Annotated in this window: 17 protein-coding genes and 2 pseudogenes; 16 read left to right on the forward strand and 3 right to left on the reverse strand. The window is 59.8% G+C overall.

Annotated features, from left to right (window positions below; translation table 11 throughout):
* Positions 1–808: 808 nt before the first annotated feature.
* From NKI21_RS27310 to NKI21_RS27325, 4 genes and pseudogenes are all read left to right on the forward strand, one after another.
* On the forward strand, positions 809–1,261 hold the full coding sequence (locus NKI21_RS27310) for a hypothetical protein (protein WP_352538821.1): 453 nt from the start codon (positions 809–811) through the stop codon (positions 1,259–1,261).
* A gap of 210 nt (positions 1,262–1,471) precedes the next feature.
* Positions 1,472–3,127, forward strand: a complete 1,656-nt coding sequence (locus NKI21_RS27315; protein WP_352558844.1) for an MFS transporter — start codon at positions 1,472–1,474, stop codon at positions 3,125–3,127.
* A 256-nt stretch (positions 3,128–3,383) separates the two neighbouring features.
* Entirely contained in the window at positions 3,384–4,436 is a 1,053-nt protein-coding gene (locus NKI21_RS27320) for an NAD(P)/FAD-dependent oxidoreductase (protein ID WP_352538823.1), read from the forward strand.
* 228 nt (positions 4,437–4,664) lie between these two features.
* Positions 4,665–4,855 (forward strand): annotated as a pseudogene (locus tag NKI21_RS27325) (hypothetical protein).
* 176 nt (positions 4,856–5,031) lie between these two features.
* Here the strand turns inward: NKI21_RS27325 and hemN are convergent.
* Positions 5,032–6,393, reverse strand: a complete 1,362-nt coding sequence (gene hemN / locus NKI21_RS27330) for an oxygen-independent coproporphyrinogen III oxidase (RefSeq protein ID WP_352538824.1) — start codon at positions 6,391–6,393, stop codon at positions 5,032–5,034.
* 1,002 nt (positions 6,394–7,395) lie between these two features.
* On the opposite strand from hemN, the gene NKI21_RS27335 reads away from it, so the two are divergent.
* From NKI21_RS27335 to NKI21_RS27360, 6 genes and pseudogenes are all read left to right on the forward strand, one after another.
* Entirely contained in the window at positions 7,396–8,553 is a 1,158-nt protein-coding gene (locus NKI21_RS27335; protein WP_352538825.1) for a porin, read from the forward strand.
* 18 nt (positions 8,554–8,571) lie between these two features.
* Positions 8,572–8,835 (forward strand): annotated as a pseudogene (locus NKI21_RS27340) (thiazole synthase); the annotation flags it as partial.
* Positions 8,836–8,910: 75 nt separating this feature from the next.
* Positions 8,911–9,192 carry a beta/alpha barrel domain-containing protein gene (locus tag NKI21_RS27345; protein WP_352555197.1) on the forward strand — a complete coding sequence of 94 codons (282 nt, stop codon included), beginning with the start codon at positions 8,911–8,913 and terminating at the stop codon, positions 9,190–9,192.
* 55 nt (positions 9,193–9,247) lie between these two features.
* Positions 9,248–9,442: a hypothetical protein gene (locus tag NKI21_RS27350; RefSeq protein ID WP_502896782.1), complete on the forward strand. Its 195-nt coding sequence runs from the start codon at positions 9,248–9,250 to the stop codon at positions 9,440–9,442.
* Complete coding sequence (locus NKI21_RS27355; protein WP_352868341.1) at positions 9,420–9,788, forward strand: bifunctional hydroxymethylpyrimidine kinase/phosphomethylpyrimidine kinase; 369 nt, start codon at positions 9,420–9,422, stop codon at positions 9,786–9,788. Before NKI21_RS27350 ends, NKI21_RS27355 begins: the two co-directional genes overlap by 23 nt.
* Before the next feature lie 475 nt (positions 9,789–10,263).
* The gene (locus NKI21_RS27360; protein ID WP_031246656.1) at positions 10,264–10,758 is read left to right on the forward strand and encodes a MaoC family dehydratase; all 495 of its coding nucleotides are present in this window, start codon (positions 10,264–10,266) and stop codon (positions 10,756–10,758) included.
* Positions 10,759–11,554: 796 nt separating this feature from the next.
* On the opposite strand, the gene NKI21_RS27365 is transcribed toward NKI21_RS27360, so the two are convergent.
* Together NKI21_RS27365 and NKI21_RS27370 are read right to left on the reverse strand one after the other, a co-directional pair.
* Positions 11,555–12,031, reverse strand: coding sequence for a type II toxin-antitoxin system VapC family toxin (locus tag NKI21_RS27365; RefSeq protein WP_352868345.1), 477 nt, complete (start codon positions 12,029–12,031; stop codon positions 11,555–11,557).
* On the reverse strand, positions 12,028–12,330 hold the full coding sequence (locus tag NKI21_RS27370) for a hypothetical protein (RefSeq protein WP_352583647.1): 303 nt from the start codon (positions 12,328–12,330) through the stop codon (positions 12,028–12,030). Before NKI21_RS27370 ends, NKI21_RS27365 begins: the two co-directional genes overlap by 4 nt.
* Positions 12,331–12,727: 397 nt before the next feature.
* Between NKI21_RS27370 and NKI21_RS27375 the strand changes: the two genes are divergently transcribed.
* The 6 genes from NKI21_RS27375 to NKI21_RS27400 all read left to right on the forward strand — a co-directional run bounded on the left by NKI21_RS27375 (position 12,728) and on the right by NKI21_RS27400 (position 17,701).
* Complete coding sequence (locus tag NKI21_RS27375) at positions 12,728–13,045, forward strand: recombinase family protein (protein WP_352868348.1); 318 nt, start codon at positions 12,728–12,730, stop codon at positions 13,043–13,045.
* A gap of 276 nt (positions 13,046–13,321) precedes the next feature.
* Positions 13,322–13,651, forward strand: a complete 330-nt coding sequence (locus NKI21_RS27380; protein WP_245260337.1) for an ArsR/SmtB family transcription factor — start codon at positions 13,322–13,324, stop codon at positions 13,649–13,651.
* A gap of 28 nt (positions 13,652–13,679) precedes the next feature.
* Entirely contained in the window at positions 13,680–15,017 is a 1,338-nt protein-coding gene (gene glyA / locus NKI21_RS27385; RefSeq protein ID WP_352868351.1) for a serine hydroxymethyltransferase, read from the forward strand.
* Between the two features lie 53 nt (positions 15,018–15,070).
* Entirely contained in the window at positions 15,071–16,246 is a 1,176-nt protein-coding gene (metK, locus tag NKI21_RS27390; RefSeq protein ID WP_023697197.1) for a methionine adenosyltransferase, read from the forward strand.
* A gap of 49 nt (positions 16,247–16,295) precedes the next feature.
* Positions 16,296–17,288 (forward strand): adenosine kinase, encoded by a 993-nt coding sequence (locus NKI21_RS27395; protein WP_352868355.1) that lies wholly within the window; start codon positions 16,296–16,298, stop codon positions 17,286–17,288.
* Positions 17,289–17,404: 116 nt separating this feature from the next.
* A complete protein-coding gene (locus NKI21_RS27400) occupies positions 17,405–17,701 on the forward strand; it encodes a hypothetical protein (protein ID WP_352868357.1) in 297 nt (98 codons plus the stop codon).
* Positions 17,702–17,997: the final 296 nt, after the last annotated feature.

The raw sequence follows: 17,997 nt of genomic DNA on the forward strand, positions 1-17,997 counted from the left end.
CGATTGCGGCTTTCAAGTGTCCTCGCATCCCCCGAGGGCGCCACCTGATCTCTCGGGCAACCTTGTTCGGCGCCGCAGTTATTGAGGCGGCCGGCTTGGAAGCAGCGCCATCTCCTCTTCGCTGGCACTGTCGGCGCAAGCGTCCATGAGCTTCAAATAGAGCTCGAAATGCTTGTCATCATATGCGGTTAGGCTTTCCGACCAGGGGACTTCCGTTGCAATGGTTGGATCAGGCGTTGGGCGCGATCTGCTTTTCATCCATGTCTCGCTTTGGCGATAAACCAGGCCCCCGTTCCAATTCAGAATATCTCCATCTAGCGCACTTTCAACCGTTCTCGGCCTTCTTCGGACAGTCCCCAATCGTTGCATATGGTCGTGGGTTCCAAATTGGCGCACGGCTGCTCGCGACCAATACATCCTCAACTTGGCGAGGCGATGTAACGCCCGGCTGAACCAGAATGGCGCGGGTATTGAGCATCGCCGATTGGATCGAACCTCTTATTTTAGCTTCGCGATAATCTTGTCTGGCTGCTTGCAAGCGTCCATCATGCCGCCGTACATACGCTTAAGGATCTCGCCCATCACCGTACGAGCAGCAAACATTTCCAAAATCGATCTTGCAACTTGAGGCTTTGCGTTACTGCATAGCTGCATTGCACAAAATGTGTTTGCGCATTGCACAACTTTTAGCCATTAAGCTTACAGCTGATGCACGCGATGGTTTCCTCCCATTCCATGGTATCAGCTGTTCCCCTCTGAAGGTTTTGACTTTACACCTAAAGGGCCTCGGTTTTCCGATGCCCTTTTTTTGGCGGTCGCCACGTCGTTAATGGAACGCGGCTCGATCGCCGGTTCAGCCATCAGGCTTTGGAACCCGTTCTGCCCGGCCGACCCCTCCCGACAACAGTCTGACCTTCGCCAGCCTTCTACGGGCAAGCGTTCGCGCCAAAAGTTCAAAGCCGCGTCCGTAACATTCGACGATGAAAGCCAATGTCATCAGGTCGAGCAGAAACTCGTCGATCGCATGTGTGAGCGCATCAGACTTTTGTCCGAACTGAAGGAGCAGGGCGCGCGCGTCTTCGATCGCGGCCTGGCAATCGTCTGCATCTATCAGGGAACTGATCCTGTCAAAGATCTGCAAGCGTCCTCACTTTTCGGAAGCCACACTCAGCATCGAACGCCGCTGATGAGTGAGTTTCCAACAAAAGAACAGGGTAACGTTTCGCGAAAAATCGCTCGGCAGCGCGTCGATCGAGCATGATGCCTCAAATGACATGTGAATCCCGGCTCACCAAGATGTCGTTGAAGGCGAGTGAGCCGGCCCATGTCTGCGTCCCGGCCGCCTGACAACTGGTCAGGAGGAACTGTGGCCACATTCGTCGTAGGCAAATGGGCCATCTATTCTTAAGCCGCCACGGTTCAGCCTAGATTACATGGGAAGCGACAATAACGGAAAGAAAAGGTTCGCAAAATGAGTAGGGTGGCTGGATCAAACGAAGATTTGGCTGCACCAACGACCTTTGGGCCACTTCTGCAGCCCACCTTTCGCTCGATCTGGCTCGCCACGCAGGTTTCAAGCCTCGGCTGGTTGATGCAGACTGTCGCCATCAGCTGGCTGATGGCAACGATCTCGACTTCCGATCTGATGGTTGCGTTGGTTCAGGCTTCATCGAACCTGCCCGCCTTCGTCTTGTCTGTCTTCGCCGGGGCTCTCGCTGACAATTTCAGCCGGCGCCGGGTCATGTTCGCCGGTCGGTGCCTTATGGTGACTGCCTCCGCGATGCTGACCGCATCGCTGGCGCTGGGCTTTGTCAGTCCGTGGATGATCCTCGGCTTCAGCTTCTTGATCGCAAGCGGCGGTGCTCTCAATGATCCGGCCTGGCAAGCGTCGGTTGGCGATATTGTGGATCGACGAGATGTTCCCGCTGCCGTCACCCTGCTTTCTGTTGGATTCAATACCGTCCGGACTGTGGGCCCGGCGCTCGGCGGCATTGTAGTTGCCTCGTTTGGCCTTATGGCGGCATTCGCGGTGACCACGCTCACCTATTTCGTACCCTTGGCCACTATTTGGCGCTGCAAGTGGAAGGTTCGTTCTTCCCCTCTTCCACGCGAGTCGATGAGGACGGCGATCTATGACGGGCTGCGCTTCACGGCGATGTCATCGGAAATCAAGGCCGCGATCGCGCGCGGAACCCTCTTTGGCCTGGCGAGCATCGCCATACTCGCGCTGCTGCCGGTGGTTGTCCGCGACCAGCTGGGAGGAGGCCCGCTTGCCTATGGCGCGCTCATGGCTGGCTTCGGGACCGGTGCCGTTTTCGCCGGCCTCTCCAACAGCCTGTTCAGACGGAGCTTGTCGCAAGAAAGGCTGATGAGGCTCTCCTGCGTCGCCTGTGCGGCGTGTTCTCTCTCCCTGGCACTGACATCTTCGATTGCCGTTGCGGCAATTGCACTCGCCTTGGGCGGCGCGGGCTGGGTGACCGCCTGGTCCGGGGTTGGTGTGAGCGTGCAGCTGGCGAGCCCGCGCTGGGTCGTGGGGCGCACCATCTCGATCTACTATGCTTTGATAGACGGCGGCATCGCGCTCGGCAGCTGGGTGTGGGGCACGGTGGCCGAAAACCATTCGTTGACCTGGGCGCTGGAGGGCTCCGCTGGAGCCCTGTTGATCGTCGCTGCAGCCGGCGTTCTCTTTCCTCTTCGAGAGCACCGCGACTCCGAGCCCGATCCCTTGGAGGAATTCGATGCCCCAGCTGTCTCTCTCAACTTGAAGCCGAGGAGCGGCCCGATCGTGGTCAAGATCGAATATCTGATAGCCGAGAGAAATCTCGAGGCCTTCCTCGACCTCATGCGGCAGCGGCGCCATGTACACAGCCGCGTCGGTGCTCGGAACTGGACGCTCCAGCGGAACCTGCAGAAGCCTATGCATTGGACAGAAACGTTCCGCACGCCGACCTGGACGGACTACCTTCGCCTCAATCATCGTCTGACGGAAGTGGACAAGGAACTGGACGAGCGTGTCTTTCAGCTGCACGCGGCCGAGACCCCACCTCAAATGACCCTTTCCATCGAGCGGCCGACAAGCTCGGCCCGCAAGCCCGAGCACTCAGCTTTTCGCCATCCCCGTCATTGAAGCCCGGCCGGCACAGAAAACGCGATTCTTGTCTATCGCGCTCAAACCGGTGCGGGAGACGGACAATCCACCAAAATTCGATGATGGGTGGCAGAGAAGAACCCCAGGCTGAGAGTGCGACCGATCGGTCCCGACGGTGAAGCGGAGCCTGGGGCTACAGCGGCACGCGACTATTGCCGCGTGTCACCTTTTGAATTTAAAGTCTTCCTCAGTCCGCCTCGCTGATCCGGGCCAACGCTATCTTGAGGTTGGCATTTTGTCCCGCCAGCTCGCTGAGACGATCACGTTCGGCGGCGACCACATCCGGACTGGCGTTGGCAACGATGCACCCGCGCGGAGCGTGCTGTTGCTGGAAGCAGGAAGGCATGATCGGCCAAAGCCGGGAGAGGTGCTGCCGGCAGTAGCGAATGGGCTGCTGCGTCAGCTTGGTGTCTGGACGCCGTTCGCCGAGGCCGGCTTCGTTGAAAATCGTGCGCTTGTTTCGGTGTGGGCCAATGAAGTTCCCAGCGAGCGGCACGGCATGTTTTCCGCTCAAGGTGCCGGCTGGCAGCTCGACCGGACGCGATTCGACCGGCTGATGGTGCAGGCGGCCAAGGCGGCAGGTGTGGACACGCGGTTTGGCTCGGCCGTGGGTTCGGCAGTGCGCGACGATCAAGGCTGGCTGCTCAAGCTGGCCGATGAAGCTATCGTTGCCCGCGCCGTGGTTTGGGCGACCGGTCCAGTTGGAGGCTGGCCCGATGTTTCGGCGCCAAGCTCACCATGCACGGACATCTTGCCGCCTACACACGCTTTTTCGACCGCGCACCGGGCGATTGCAGCATGGTCGTCGAGGCGCGTCCCGAAGGCTGGTGGTACAGCGCCGACTTGCGCGTGCCTCACCGATCCGGATCTGGGCAGCGAACTGCGCAAAGCCGGACATTGGTACCGCGCTTTAGCCGCAACGCAGTCCGTCGCGCCGCTCGTGCCGCCCAACGCAATCGAGACCGCCAGCATGATCAAGGCGGCGGGAACCGCAACGATCGATCCCGCCGCCGGTGACCGCTGGGTCGCGGCGGGCGACTGCCTGTTCTGTGCCGATCCACTGTCATCACGCGGGATCGTGCATGCACTCCGCTCAGGGATCCTGGCGGCCTACGCGGCATCGGACATGCTGGACGGGCGTGGCGATTCGCCTGCGCCCGCTATGCAAAATCGCCACACGCGGCTTTGCCGATTAGCTCCCGGCGCTGGCTGCCCACTATGCAGCCGCCGCGCAACGGGACACGCCTTTCTCGCAGCGGCGGCGCAGCCATGTCTTCCACGCGTCTAGCATCGAAGGAGGGAGGTCAGAGGTGGTCGCGGGACGGGGTGCTCGGCATTTATGAAGCGACCGAGCGCCAGCGAGTGGTCGTCGGCGGGCTCGATGGCGGCATCAGGTCAGGGAACTCGGCCTCCATGATCATCTCCGATTTAATTCAAATTTATCTGTATATATTGACGATTGCACTACCTTCACCTCGTAGACGGCAATGCGGGCGGGTAGAGAGGGTTCTATGATATGACAAGCGATTTTTCCGCCGCCCGAGTGCATTTAGATCGAGCGTATGACTACCTTTGTGGGGATGACCCGATGAGTCAAAGGGCCGCGAAGCCTTGGACCTGCTAATTGAGGCGGTTGCCGTCGAAGAGTTCAAGCAGCCACGCCAAAGCGCTGAGGTGCTAAGGTTTCCGATCGGGCGCCGCTGCTGAGGTAGTCTCCACGGCCGCCATGTAGCCTCGCGGGTGAGGCGCTCACGGCAGGGACTCGCCGCCCCGTGAGGGCCGGGAACGAACGCATTGGCAAACGGAAAGCCCACTTGCCAGACCAGCGCCCGGCCGGCGTGGCAAGTAGGCCGGCGGTTCCAAGCGGAGACATTGATGCCGGACTATGTTGTGCTTTGCATCGCATTAAGCTGCTGCGGGATATACGTAACGCCATCCCTAAACACATCGAATGCGGCAGCGACAGCGCGAATCCCAAAGCGATGCTCCCGCCGTACGCGGACAAAGCCGTTTTCGAAGTCCACTATCCCGTCCTTGGCCAGCATGGCCAAGCGCTCAGCCGAATCGCGAAGATGGATCGGATCAGATCCGTGGGCGACACAGATTGCCGGCACGTCAGCCTCGAAATCGCACATTAATCGCTCGATAATTGCGGCTCGCACGCGGTCGTCGTCTGTGAGGCGATGGCCCTTCGATGTCGCCAGTCGGCCAGCTGCGATGTGCCGGATGTAGGAATCCCGTGTAACTTCGTTTTGAACGTATCCTTGGCCGATGCGGCCGATAGCCGACGCGCCGAAACCGATCAGGGTTCTGCAGGTATCGGCCGAGTAGCCCAACGAGTTACGTCGCAGGCGACCTGTTTCCTGTGCCAGCGCGAGCTCGTCGTCCGGCAAGGCGAAATGGTCGAGCCCGATCTGTCGGTAGCCGGCGGCAATCAGCGTCACGGTGACAGCCGCATACTGTTCAGCGCGGGCAGCGCTGTCGGGAAGAAATTCCGCCTCGATGAGGCGCTGATTCTTTATTTGGGATGGGATGTGCGAGTAGCCGAACAAGGCAAGCCGGTCGGGGCGCATGGCGACCGCCGCCCTCACTGTTTCGACGCACGACTCCACCGTTTGACGCGGCAGGCCGTAGATGAGGTCGAAGTTGATGCGGCTTACTCCATGCCGGCGCAGCATTTCCACGGCAGCCGACGTCTGGGCCTCGCTCTGGATCCGGTTGATCGCTTTTTGAACAATGGGATCGAAGCTCTGTACGCCCAGGCTCGCGCGGTTCACGCCGGCCGCTCCCAAGCCTTCCGCCATCTCGGGCGTGAGCGTGCGTGGATCGATCTCGATGGCGACCGTAGCTGTTTTCGAGATGGCGAAGCGGCATCGCAGGAACTCCATCAGAGCGAGGAACTCGGCTGGTCCGATGAGAGACGGCGTTCCGCCGCCGAAATGTATGTCGCTCACGGGCAACGTCTTCGGCACTCGCACCGAAACCAGACGGATCTCGTCACGCAGCGCCGCCAGATAGTTGAGGATGGGCGCATCACGGCGGGTGATGGTGGTTGGGAAGCCGCAATACCAGCAGGCTGATCGGCAGAACGGAACGTGCAGATAGAGTGACACCGGATCATCAGCCGGCAGGTTCCTGAGCCATTCCTCATAAGCCTCGGCGCCGACCGCCCCAGAGAACTCCGACACAGCCGGATAGATAGTGTACCAAGGCAGCCGGGCCTCTCGAAATTTCGTGGTCTGCAACGGTCACCGTCCCATGCTGATAACATCCAACCTTACCGCTGCGCTCGCCTGCGTCTTTGCGCTATGTCAGTCCGTTCCGCTTTGGGCTCGAAATTTTTTAGCAATGGGCGCCGTTCAGTCTTGGCTGGACAGCGATGGTCTGAGCGCACTCGGTCAGCGTGGTGTTCCCGCCGCAACCCTCACGCGCACCGTTTTGTTCCACCGTACCTTCCCTTCATCTGCGCGTGGGAGATTCTTCTGAGCGCAGATGCCGCATCCGACGAGACAATACGGTGTTGGGACCAGACTTTGCTCGCCAGCTAGCGCCGCCCCATAGTGATCTCTGCCATCTCGATGAGCTCGTTGTGTGAATTGCTGGCAAGAAGCATTAGCTGTGGCGCGCCGCTTTCAGGACGAGAACCTGCTCGACGCGACCGTCAGGTCCGCCGCACTGCCAAGGCTAGCGCCTACTGATTCAGTGGTGCAAGGCTGCGGCGCGTGGTTATCGACCATCAGCTCGCCAAAGTGACGGCGTCGTACCGGGCGGTGGCCGCCGCATGATGCCTCAACGGCGGGGCTCACAGCAAACAATGCCGTCGCCATTAAGCCAAACTGTCGCGAAGCGAACAGACGAGCCGTAGCCGAAAGATTTGCCGTTCCTGCTTGGGTGGATCCGCAAGGCAAAAAGAACGGAAGCGGGAACCAAGGTCCGCCCGCACATTTGAGCTTCAAGCCGCAGCTGGGTCGTCAGGATGGTACGTTATTTGCAGTAGTACCCTTTGTAAGGCCCACCGCGGAGGTGAAAAGGGGTGATTGTATAAAAATGTTGTATGACCGTCCGGGAGTGATAACTGCTTAATATATGTGACAACAAGTCTCAGTCACATTCTAAATTCTCCTGAGTATTAGCACGACAGGTGCAGCAACACTCCTAGAATTCAGCTTGATGCGCTATCAATCGTTTGCTTAGCAAAAATCATTTATCGGTCTCGATTCCTTTTACTGTTTAGACGGAGATCAACAATGACCATTGGGAGCCTCCTCCTCGGCTCAACTGCGGCACTGATCGCCGCTTCCGACGCTCGCGCCGTGATCATCGTCCCCGAGCCTGATCCCACTGAGTACCTCAAGATCTGCGACGTCTACGGCTCCAGCTACGTCTATATTTCAGGCACCGAGACCTGCCTGCGCATCGGCGGCTATCTTAGCTACTACGTGGGCTTGGGCGATGTCGGATTGTTTTACCACGCAAGAACCTCAGATGTGAGGACTGGTGAGGATCAGGGTACATGGCAAAACAACACGCGCTTCACACTGAAAGCTTGGACCGGCCAGGAGACCGAACTCGGCACGTTGAAGACCTACACCGAAACCCGCGTGAATTTCGGTAACCGCCACACTTCGGTTTCGGACAGTTCTCGGTCCTATGCCTTCAACGGAGACAGCATCTTGACTTTCGCCTGGATTCAGCTTGGTGGCCTCCGAGTTGGTAAGGACTGGTCGGCCTTCGACATGTTTATTGGCGGCGCGGGTGACGTACTCAACCAGACGCCGGTTCCGTACGGCGCTTTGGATACCAATGTGGTCCAGTACTACTTCGACGCCGGGAACGGCTTTTCGGCCGTGGTTTCGCTCGAAGAAGGCTCAGGCGTGGTCGGCACAATCGACAACTACGCTCCGCACATAGTCGGCGGCTTGAAATACACACATGGCTGGGGAGCGATCACCGGCGTTGCTGGTTATGATAGCAACTACGAATCGGTGGCCGCCAAGGTCCGTGTCGACATCAATGTCACCAACGAACTGTTGCTGTTCGGAATGTTCGGCTACGGTTCCAATGGCAAGCTCAACGACGACCCCATGAACGCGATCGACGCTCATGGTCGCGGCTTCTATAAGATTTGGGGCGGGAACTGGGCTTTCTGGGCTGGCGCCGCTTACGAGCTCAACGAGACAACTTCGTTGAACCTTCAGCTCTCGGGTGATCAGCTCAAGAACTATGGTGTCGCTGGGAACGTCGCCTACGCGCTTCTTCCAGATTTCACAGTTACGGCTGAACTCGACTATGACCGCTACGGAGGCTCCGCCGTCGGAAAGGTGAAAGCTTCCGAAGTGAACTGGACCAATGCCAACAAGAAGAGCAGTGTCGGCGGTATCCTGCGTTTCGAACGCTCATTCTAATGCGATGAAGCGTTGAGCTCCGAGGTCCAGTTGATGCGCGGACATTTCCCCTACATTCCGTTGATTGTGGATCCACGGCTCGGACGGCCGTCGTACGCGGCGACCGTCATGGAGCTCAGGTTTGACGCCGTGCTCCTGAACACGGCGGTCCCGAGGGCGGCCGATCCGGTCGGCATGGCGCGTGCGTTCGGCGAAGCGGTCGATGCCGGTCGTGAAGCTTTCAGCTCGGGAATGCTCGAACCGCGCTACCCACCGACGATCGGCAGGGCCGTCTTCTCATGAAGTCGTGGACGTGCCGGCGGGATTGACCGGCTGGTGCCGCTCGGCGTGAGTCTGGTGCAGCTCCGGATAAAGGATATGGACGAGAAAGGACTGCAGACGGAAATCCGCTGCGCGAACGACGCCTGCGCGGTCCATGGTTGCCAAGTGAGCGTCAACGACTATTGGCGCACGGCAATCGAGGAAGGCTGCGACTCGTCCATCTTGGTCAAAAGGATTTGGCTGCCGCCGATGCTGACGATGAAATACGCCGGATTGAAGCTCGGCCTTTCGATCCACGATCACACCGAACTGCGCCAGTGGCCGAGCCGGAGTATGTGGCGCTCGGCCCAGTCTATCCAACTAGCCTCAAGAAGATGAATGGGCGTCGCAAGGGCTCGAGCGGATCAGCGAGTGGAAGCACCAGGTCGCGCCGATCCCATTGGTCTCCATCGGCGGCCTCAACCTGACCGGCTCGAAGGCGTTTTTCGAGGCTGGCGCCGAAAGCGCAGCCGTGGTCACCGACCTTGCGCTGAACGACGCCCCAGAAGCGCGCACGCGAGAATGGATCGAAAGACAGAACAATAGCGCTGGGGCGAGAACCGCATGTGTTCGTTGTTGTAGGGTCTGATTCCCGCGGTGGGGCTGGAATTGCCCGCGAGATCGAGACGATCGCTTGCCTTGACGTGCGCACCTGCCTTGCTGTCAGCGCGCTGACGGTGCAAACCCAGGAAGACGCCTTGGAAATCCAAGTTACGCAACCCGGTCTGGTGGCGGATCAGATGCGCGCTGCGCTTCAGGCTAACAGAGTGGCCGGCACCAAGGTTGGCATGCTCGCAACAGCTGAGATCATCGTCGCTGCGGTTGCCGCTGTGCTGCGCGAATATCGGGCGCATATCGACAGTCCAGATCCGGTGCTGGCTTCCACGTCAGGCGAGCGCTTCTTGAAGCAAGCGCCATCCCGCATCATGAAGTAGCATCTGATGCCGCTTGCCGTGTCGACACCCAATGTCATTGAACTGGCGCTGCTTGCCGGCTCACAGCTAGCGGCCAATGAGGTCGGCGCGCTTCAAGAAGGACCACAAGCCATCCCGTCTGCTGGACTACTCCTCCACCATTCGAGACACGGATGGTTCCTATCCAGACAATTGATTTTATCAATCTGCGACAATACCGCATAGCGGCGCCGGCGGAATGATCACCGGTAGCAAGACGAGCTGTTTTCAGTGGCCTGCAGGACGCGCACCGCGACCGAGGTACAAGCCAGCTCGTCTGCAGCCATGTTCGGATCGGCCCGCATCGGTGCGGGATTGCCGGCGGAACGCTCTATTCGTGCAGCTGTGACGGCAGTCATCTCACCGGGGCCATCCTGCCGATGGATGGCCGGCAGTCGGTGCAGCATGGGCTGACACTGTTCACGGAATGAAGCCGCTCGCGCTTCGGACGTTTGAAATGGAGGACATTAGCTTGGAACCGATCAGTCTCGACGAGCTTCTGGCCAGCGTCGGCAAGGAAGTCGGCGTGTCGCCGTGGCGGGTGGTCTCGCAGCGGATGATCGACCAGTTCGCCGAGTCCACCGATGACCACCAGTTCATCCACTGCGATCCGGAGCGCGCCAAGCGCGAGACGCCGTTCGGCGGCACCATCGCACATGGCTTCCTGTCGCTTTCGCTTTTGTCGGCGATGACTTTCGAGACCATGCGGCCGCTCGAAAACTGCAAGATGGGTGTCAACTATGGCTTCGAATCGCTGCGCTTCCTGGCGCCGGTGAAAACCGGATCGCGCATCCGCACCCGTTTCGTACTGGCCGACATCAAGGTCAGGCCGTCGGGCTGGGTGCAGACGGCGCTGGGCGTGACGATTGAGATCGAGGGCTCGAAAAAGCCGGCGCTGACCGCGCGCTGGTTGACGCTGACGCTGATCAAACGCCAGCCGGAGGCGGCCTGAATTGCTCAACGAGCGTCAGCAGAGACGATCTTCACGTGCCGGGGCGATGTAGGCGACCAGTGCGCACCGATCGGCAACGCGGCCACGGGGGTCGGCTAGATAGAGTGGCAGGAATGCCTAATCGGGGCTCCGTCTCGGAAGGGGCGTCGATGTATCGGAAGCGCTTCGGCTTTCGGCGCTGCATTCCTTCTTCACGAAGGTCCATGGAGAATTCCCGACCACGGGGTCGACAGATCGGCTTGTGATCGGAGTGGGCAGATCCTCCCCGACTGAACCTGCCAATAGAGTTATCGAGTCAACCGGGTCGAACTTGAGGTCGCGGGTGTCGCTGATCGGCTGCTCGTCGAGCTCGAGAGCTGCCAGCCAAAGGCAGAACACGGCGATGCCAAGAGCTCCGCAGTTGATGTGGACGCCCAGAGAGTACAGACCGACGAGTACCCGGCGGGCGAACTTGCTATTGGTAGCGCGCCAGACCAGTCGCGAGAAAGCCTCGATGAGAAGGCCCCCGAGCCGCACGCGGGATCGACTACAGTGGCGTTTGGCGAGAGGCCTTCGAAGACAAGATCGAGTGTAAGATGGACGAGCTCGACACGCGTATCGCGCAGTCCCTGCGATCGCGCCTTGTCCGCGGCGCTCGTGCGTGCGAACTGTTGGTAGATCGAGCTGACTAGATGAACCGGGATGGCATTAAAGCGGAACTGGAAGAGACGTCCCTGGCCGAACTAAGCAAGATCAATCCAGCCATCGCTAGAGGTAGGCGAACACGAGACGTTCGGACTCCGTGCCGCTGAAATCCTCAAATTAAATCGGCCGGACCGTTGGAGCTATCATCACCCGCTTGGCTTCCAGAGCTACGGAGCGGGTTGATTATCTGAACGTCCTCGAAGTCCTTTTCATTGTCGGTCACTACGACACACTCGTTGGCTTCAGCTATAGCGGCAATGATTGTGTCTAGGGCGCTCCGCGAACGGCCTCTGGCTTTGCCGTTGGCCATCAGCCGCGCCCACACGAGGCCAGCTTTCTCGTCGAACGATAGCACGCGGCCAGCGAACAGCGCTGGCGCGCCTTCGGAGCCCTCGAACCAAGTTTCAAGGCTGCTGCGCTTTTTCCCCTTCGGCTTCTCTAGGATGCCTCGGCGAATTTCGGCGACAGTAAGCGAAGCAATGAAGAGGTCTTCGTCCTTCTGCGCGCCCATCCAGGCCAGCAACGAGCCCGAAGGCTCCGGCTTTATGACGTTGCTGATGATATTGGTATGAAGAAGGTAGCGCGTCACAGGTCGATCTTGCGCCCCTCTTCGCGCGGCCGGCTGAGGTCGAGACTGGAGCCAACCAGAGGCGAGCGACGCAACGCGGCGAGAATGCTGCCCGCTTTCGGTGGCTCACCCGCCACCGCTTGCTGTATGGTCCGACGAAGCTGTCGGGCATCCGGCCCGCTCTCCGTTAATTTTCGGGCAAGAGTTCGCAGTAGATCGCGGTCTGCGTCGAACGCCAGGATCTCGAACCGCGCGATGCCGCGCTCAGCCAGGCGAGAGCGATAATTCTCGATGGCTCTCTTCTGTGCAGTGTTGCCCATCGCGTGCCTCCGTTCTCTATCCGGATATATAGCCATGGCTTCTTCGGAGCACAAGGTGCCCGTCCATCGGCCAGCACTGGCTCCTGCGCGACGCGCGTTATTGATCACAAAGAATTTCCAGCTTGTCGAAGCACTGTGACTTGGCATCATTGTCGCGAAACGGTGTATTTCGCGTCAGGACAGGAACGCGATCATAGCGCGCCGAAACGGCAACAGCCGAAAAGCTTCGTGTGGTCGCCGGCGCGGCCCGCGAATCGGCTGTGCCTGCGTCGCCGAAGCCCGATCGACGCTTCGTCAATCTGGTCCGGCTGCTGGCGCGACAGGCCGCACGGGATTTCGTTCAAGCCGAAACGGATAGCCAGACGCGAGACCGCGTCCCGGAGAAAGGGGCCGCCTCATGAAGGTCGCGCTTGGCGCTCGCTACTCAACTGACAATCACCGAGACGCCTCGATCGAGGATCAGTTGCGGCTCTGCTGCTTGCGTGCTGAAAAGCAAGGTTGGACAGTCGTCCACAGCAATACCCACCGCGCGATCTGCGGTGCGTCGCTGTTGCGTCCCGGCCTTCAGGAGCTGATCAGCGATGCGATGCAGGGCAAATTCCTGATCGTGCTCGCAGAGGCGATGGATCGCCTGACCATGACCGCTGCAAACCGGGAGCAGGCCAGGCTGGGCAACGTTGCAACAGATCCTTCAAGGAAATTCATAGACTCTTAGCAACTCCGGCTTGCTGTGAATGGTAGGCTTATTGCAACGTCTGAGGTCAGTGGTTCCAAACCGTGGCCCCGCTTGTCTTCGACTCGCCGACCTGCCTGCAGTTTCGGCTAAAGGCAAGAAGAGCGCCCATTTGTTTGTTCGACACAGTCAGGGCCACCGAGATTTGTCCGGTCGTTGGACAACCTTCGAAATCTGCAACTTCTGTGGAGAACGCGAAATGAGAAATTCGGTAGGACTTGGTCCTGAGCCATGATGACACTGGTTAGTCGCCTACGCATGGCAGCGCATCCAGACCGCCTTCGAATCCTGGGCCTTTGTGCGCATGCGGACCTAACTGTCTGCGAGCTAGCGGAGATTCTGGGCGTGTGTCGAGAGCGGGTTGCGCGACACGTCCGGCTGCTCGCCAGAGCCGACTTTCTTTGCTGCAACGAACAGCCTCCGTGGCGCTCGTACCATCTCAACGCAGGATCCAACGACGGCGGGCTGGTTCAATTATTGGTCGATCTCCTGCCCCATCGCGACGGCTATCATAAACAGGACCTGCAGCGGCTCGAAGCGGTACGAGACACGCGGCCGAAGGGGACCGCGTGCTTGATCGTGAAATAGGTCAATCCAATTGGAGCGCGAAGCTACCATGGACAACTCCGCAGACGGTGCGATCGCACAGCCCGACACCCAAGGGCGGTCTTCCTTGGCCGCGGTTGATTGCCGCGTTCACGAGCTGCTTCTGAGACAGGAGCGGCAGGAGCGAACGACGCTTAAGCTCATCGCCTCAGAGAACTTTGCGTCCTCGGCCGTGCTGGAAGCGAACGGCTCGATTTTCACGAACAAGTACGCCGAGGGGTACCCCGGTGCGCGCTACTACGCTGGAAACGAGATCGTTGATGAGCTTGAGAATCTGGCCATTGAGCGCCTGAAAACATTATTTGGCAGCGAGCATGCCAACGTCCAGCCTTATTCCGGCTCGCCGGCCAACCAGGCTGTCTATCGTGCGCTTTTGAGTCCCGGTGACAAAGTCATGGGCTTGCCCCTTCCGGAAGGGGGCCATCTGACTCATGGTTGGGCCATCAACTTTTCCGGAACTGACTATCAACGCGTGCCCTATGGACTAGATGAAAAGACACAGCAGATTGACTATGACCGCTTGCGCGAGACAGCCAAGCGGGAACGGCCGCGGCTCATTTGGGTCGGCGGAACTGCTTACCCGCGTGTCTTTGACTACGCGGCAATGGCAGAAATCGCCCTGGAAGCGAACTCCTATCTCGTAGCCGACATTGCGCACATCAGCGGCCTGATTGCCGCGGGAGCGCACCCGAATCCCGTGGGCCAGTGCGACGTGGTCAGCAGCACGTCCCACAAGTCGATCCGCGGTCCCCGCGGTGGCTTCATTTTGTCAAGGAACGAAGATCGCTATCAGGCGCTGTATCATACAAAGAGCAAATACAATCTCGCCAGACGAATAGACCGGGCGGTCTTCCCTCACCTGCAAGGCGGGCCCCACATGAATGCCATCGCTGCGCTAGCGGTCGCCTTGCACGAAGCCGCGAACCCGTCCTTCCGAGGCTACGGCCAACAGACGGTCAAGAATGCCAAGGCTCTGGCACATGCACTGCTTGAGCGAGGTTATGACCTGGTGACCGGGGGGACGGACAATCACATGCTGATCCTTGATCTTCGCGATCGGCCACTATCGGGCAAGGCCTATGCCGAGCGACTAGCAAAGGCAGGAATCATCACAAACTTTAATATGGTGCCTGGCGACCCGCGGCATCCGGCGGTCACAAGCGGAATTCGCCTGGGGGCGCCAGCAGTGACGTCAATGGGCATGCGCGATGTGGAAATGGTGCAAATTGCTGGCTTCATTGACTCCGTGCTCCAGCGGCCAGACGACGAAGATCTCCATGCCTGCGTGCGAAGAGACGTTGCCGACTTGTGCGCTGCGTTCGAGGTCCCGGGCATCTGCGACAAGTAAGGTCGGCCAAGCAAAATGCCCATACCACATCCAACACCCGAAGCGAGGTATTCATGGCTAGGCAGTTCGTGTTCTCTTCCGAATCGGTTGGCGCGGGGCACCCGGATAAGTTGGCCGACAACATCTCGGATGCCATCCTCGATGCCATCCTCCGCACAGATCCCAAGGCGCGCGTCGCCTGTGAAGCGTTGGTAAAATCAGGGATAGTCGTTCTGGCTGGCGAGATTACCAGCGATGCCCAGGTGGATTACAGCCAAGTTGCGCGCGATACGATTCTCGACATTGGCTACGACGACGAGGCCGTCGGCTTCGACGGCCGGCGTTGCTCCGTCGTCCATGCCCTCACCGAGCAGTCGCCCGACATCAGCCAAGGCGTTGACGAGGGAAGAGGGCAAGACCTCCAGCAGGGAGCGGGAGATCAGGGCCTCATGTTCGGCTACGCATGCCGCGAAACCGATACCCTGATGCCTTTGCCGATCCAGCTCGCTCATCGCTTGACGAAACGGCAGGCGTATGTCCGGAAGACACAACAGCTTGGCTGGTTGCGTCCTGACATGAAATCCCAAGTCTCAGTGCGGTATGAGGGGTTGCGCCCGGTCGCGCTGGATACCATCGTCGTGTCGACGCAACATGACGAGCAGGTCTCGCAAGAGACTGTCCGCGAGGGCGTCATTGAGGAAATCATAAAGCCTGTCCTGCCGACCCACCTGGAGACGGAAGGCATCAGAATTCTGGTCAACCCGACGGGGCGGTTCGTAGTCGGCGGGCCGCGCGGCGACTGCGGTCTCACTGGACGCAAGATCATCGTCGATTCCTATGGCGGGATGGGTCGTCATGGCGGCGGCGCCTTCTCGGGCAAGGACCCGTCCAAGGTTGACCGCTCGGCTGCCTATGCGGCCCGCTATGTCGCAAAGAACATCGTCGCCAGCGGACTTGCGGACGTGTGCGAGGTGCAGCTTGCTTACGCAATCGGCGTGGCCAGTCCGGTTTCCGTCATGGTCAACACGTTCGGGACAGCCAGGGTTGAGGAAAGCAGGATCGAGCGCCTCATTCTTGAGTTGTTCGATCTGAGACCGAAAGGCATTATCAAGATGCTTGATCTCTTGCGCCCTATATACCGCAATACAGCCACCTATGGCCATTTCGGCCGTGAAGAGCCTGATTTCACCTGGGAGAAGACAGACAGGGCGGACGAATTGCGTCGCGAGGCAGGACTAGCCGCCCCGTGAAGCCGCCGGCGAGCGAATTGGCAAGCGGAAAGCCCAAGCGGAGATATTGATGCCGGATTATGACGTGCTTTGCATCGGCAATGCCATTGTCGACATCATCGCCCAGTGCGACGACGCTTTTCTCGAGACCAACGGCATCATCAAAGGTGCGATGAACCTCATCGATACCAAGCGCGCCGAGCTGCTCTACAGCCGCATGGGGCCGGCGATCGAGGCGTCCGGCGGCAGCGCCGGCAACACGGCGGCCGGCGTCGCCAGCTTTGGCGGCCGCGCCGCCTTCTTCGGCAAGGTCTCCAACGATGCGCTGGGCGAAATCTACGCGCACGACATCCATGCGCAGGGCGTCGCCTTCGACACCACGCCGCTCAAGGGTGAGCCGCCGACGGCGCGTTCGATGATCTTCGTCACCCCCGACGGCGAACGCTCGATGAACACCTATCTCGGCGCCTGCGTCGAGCTCGGCCCGGAGGATGTCGAGGCCGACAAGGCGTCTGGCGCCAAGGTCACCTATTTCGAAGGCTATCTGTGGGATCCGCCGCGCGCCAAGGAAGCAATCCGGCAGACGGCCAAGCTGGCGCACGCGGCAGGCCGCGAAGTCTCCATGACACTGTCGGATTCGTTCTGCGTCGACCGCTACCGCGACGAATTCCTCGACCTGATGCGCTCGGGCACGGTCGACATCGTCTTTGCCAACAGCCACGAGATCAAGTCGCTCTACCAGACATCGTCGTTCGACGAGGCACTGGCCCAGATCCGCAAGGATTGCCGGATCGCCGCCGTGACCCGCTCGGAAAATGGCTCGGTGATCGTGCGCGGCGAGGAGACCGTCACCATCCAGGCGACGACGATCCGCGAACTGGTCGACACCACCGGCGCCGGCGACCTCTACGCCGCCGGTTTCCTCTACGGCTACACTGCGGGGCGCAGCCTGAAGAATTGCGGCGATCTTGGCTCGCTGGCCGCCGGGCTGGTGATCCAGCAGCTCGGGCCAAGGCCGCGGCAGAGTTTGCGCCGCGAGGCGGAACGGGCTGGGTTGCTGTAGATGCGCGGGCAACTAACCAGCCGCCCTACTGACGCGATCATCGCAGTGGCGGAACTGTATCAAAGCTCGCCATAGCGACAGCCATTCGCATCGGAGAACTGACCGATGCTGCTGCCATGAAGCTCGCTGGAAGAGCGGCGCAAGGCGGGCTTGCCTTGACGGCATTCACCGTCATCGAGATCGCCACCGGCATTTTCCAGAAGCTCAGCTTGGGGAAGGCCAGTAACGTTCCTGAGGTAACGGAGAACTCGCAGCGTCCGTCGGAGCACTTGACTTGCGATCACGTCCCACGATGCCGAATGCGGGCAGACTGGTTCGCCATTGGTCTGGACCAGCGGAATTGGCAGCAGGGCTTCATCTTCGTCAATCTCGACGAGGCGCCGGATGTGAAACCCGGCATTCGCGGATATTAGGAAGTGCTCGCCTAGCTGGTATTTCACACATCCGCATCGCGGTCTGGCTTCCACGATTTTGGGATCGTCGAGGGCAACGAGGAAGGGATTGCGACAAAAACGATCCCTGACGGGCGGAAAGGGACTACCCCGCCCTCTCGGAAACGCACCGCCGTGTTCAAAGCTATTGATGTTATTGCGCCGGTCTTGTTGTCGAAGGTACCAAAAGGTACGAAATGAAGCAACGGCATCATCTGCGGATTATAACTCGACCAGATGGTTGTCGCCGATGGCGGAGACCCGGTGGAGTGCGGCCC

This window comes from Mesorhizobium sp. M0715 (assembly GCF_040320355.1).
GTDB lineage: Bacteria > Pseudomonadota > Alphaproteobacteria > Rhizobiales > Rhizobiaceae > Mesorhizobium.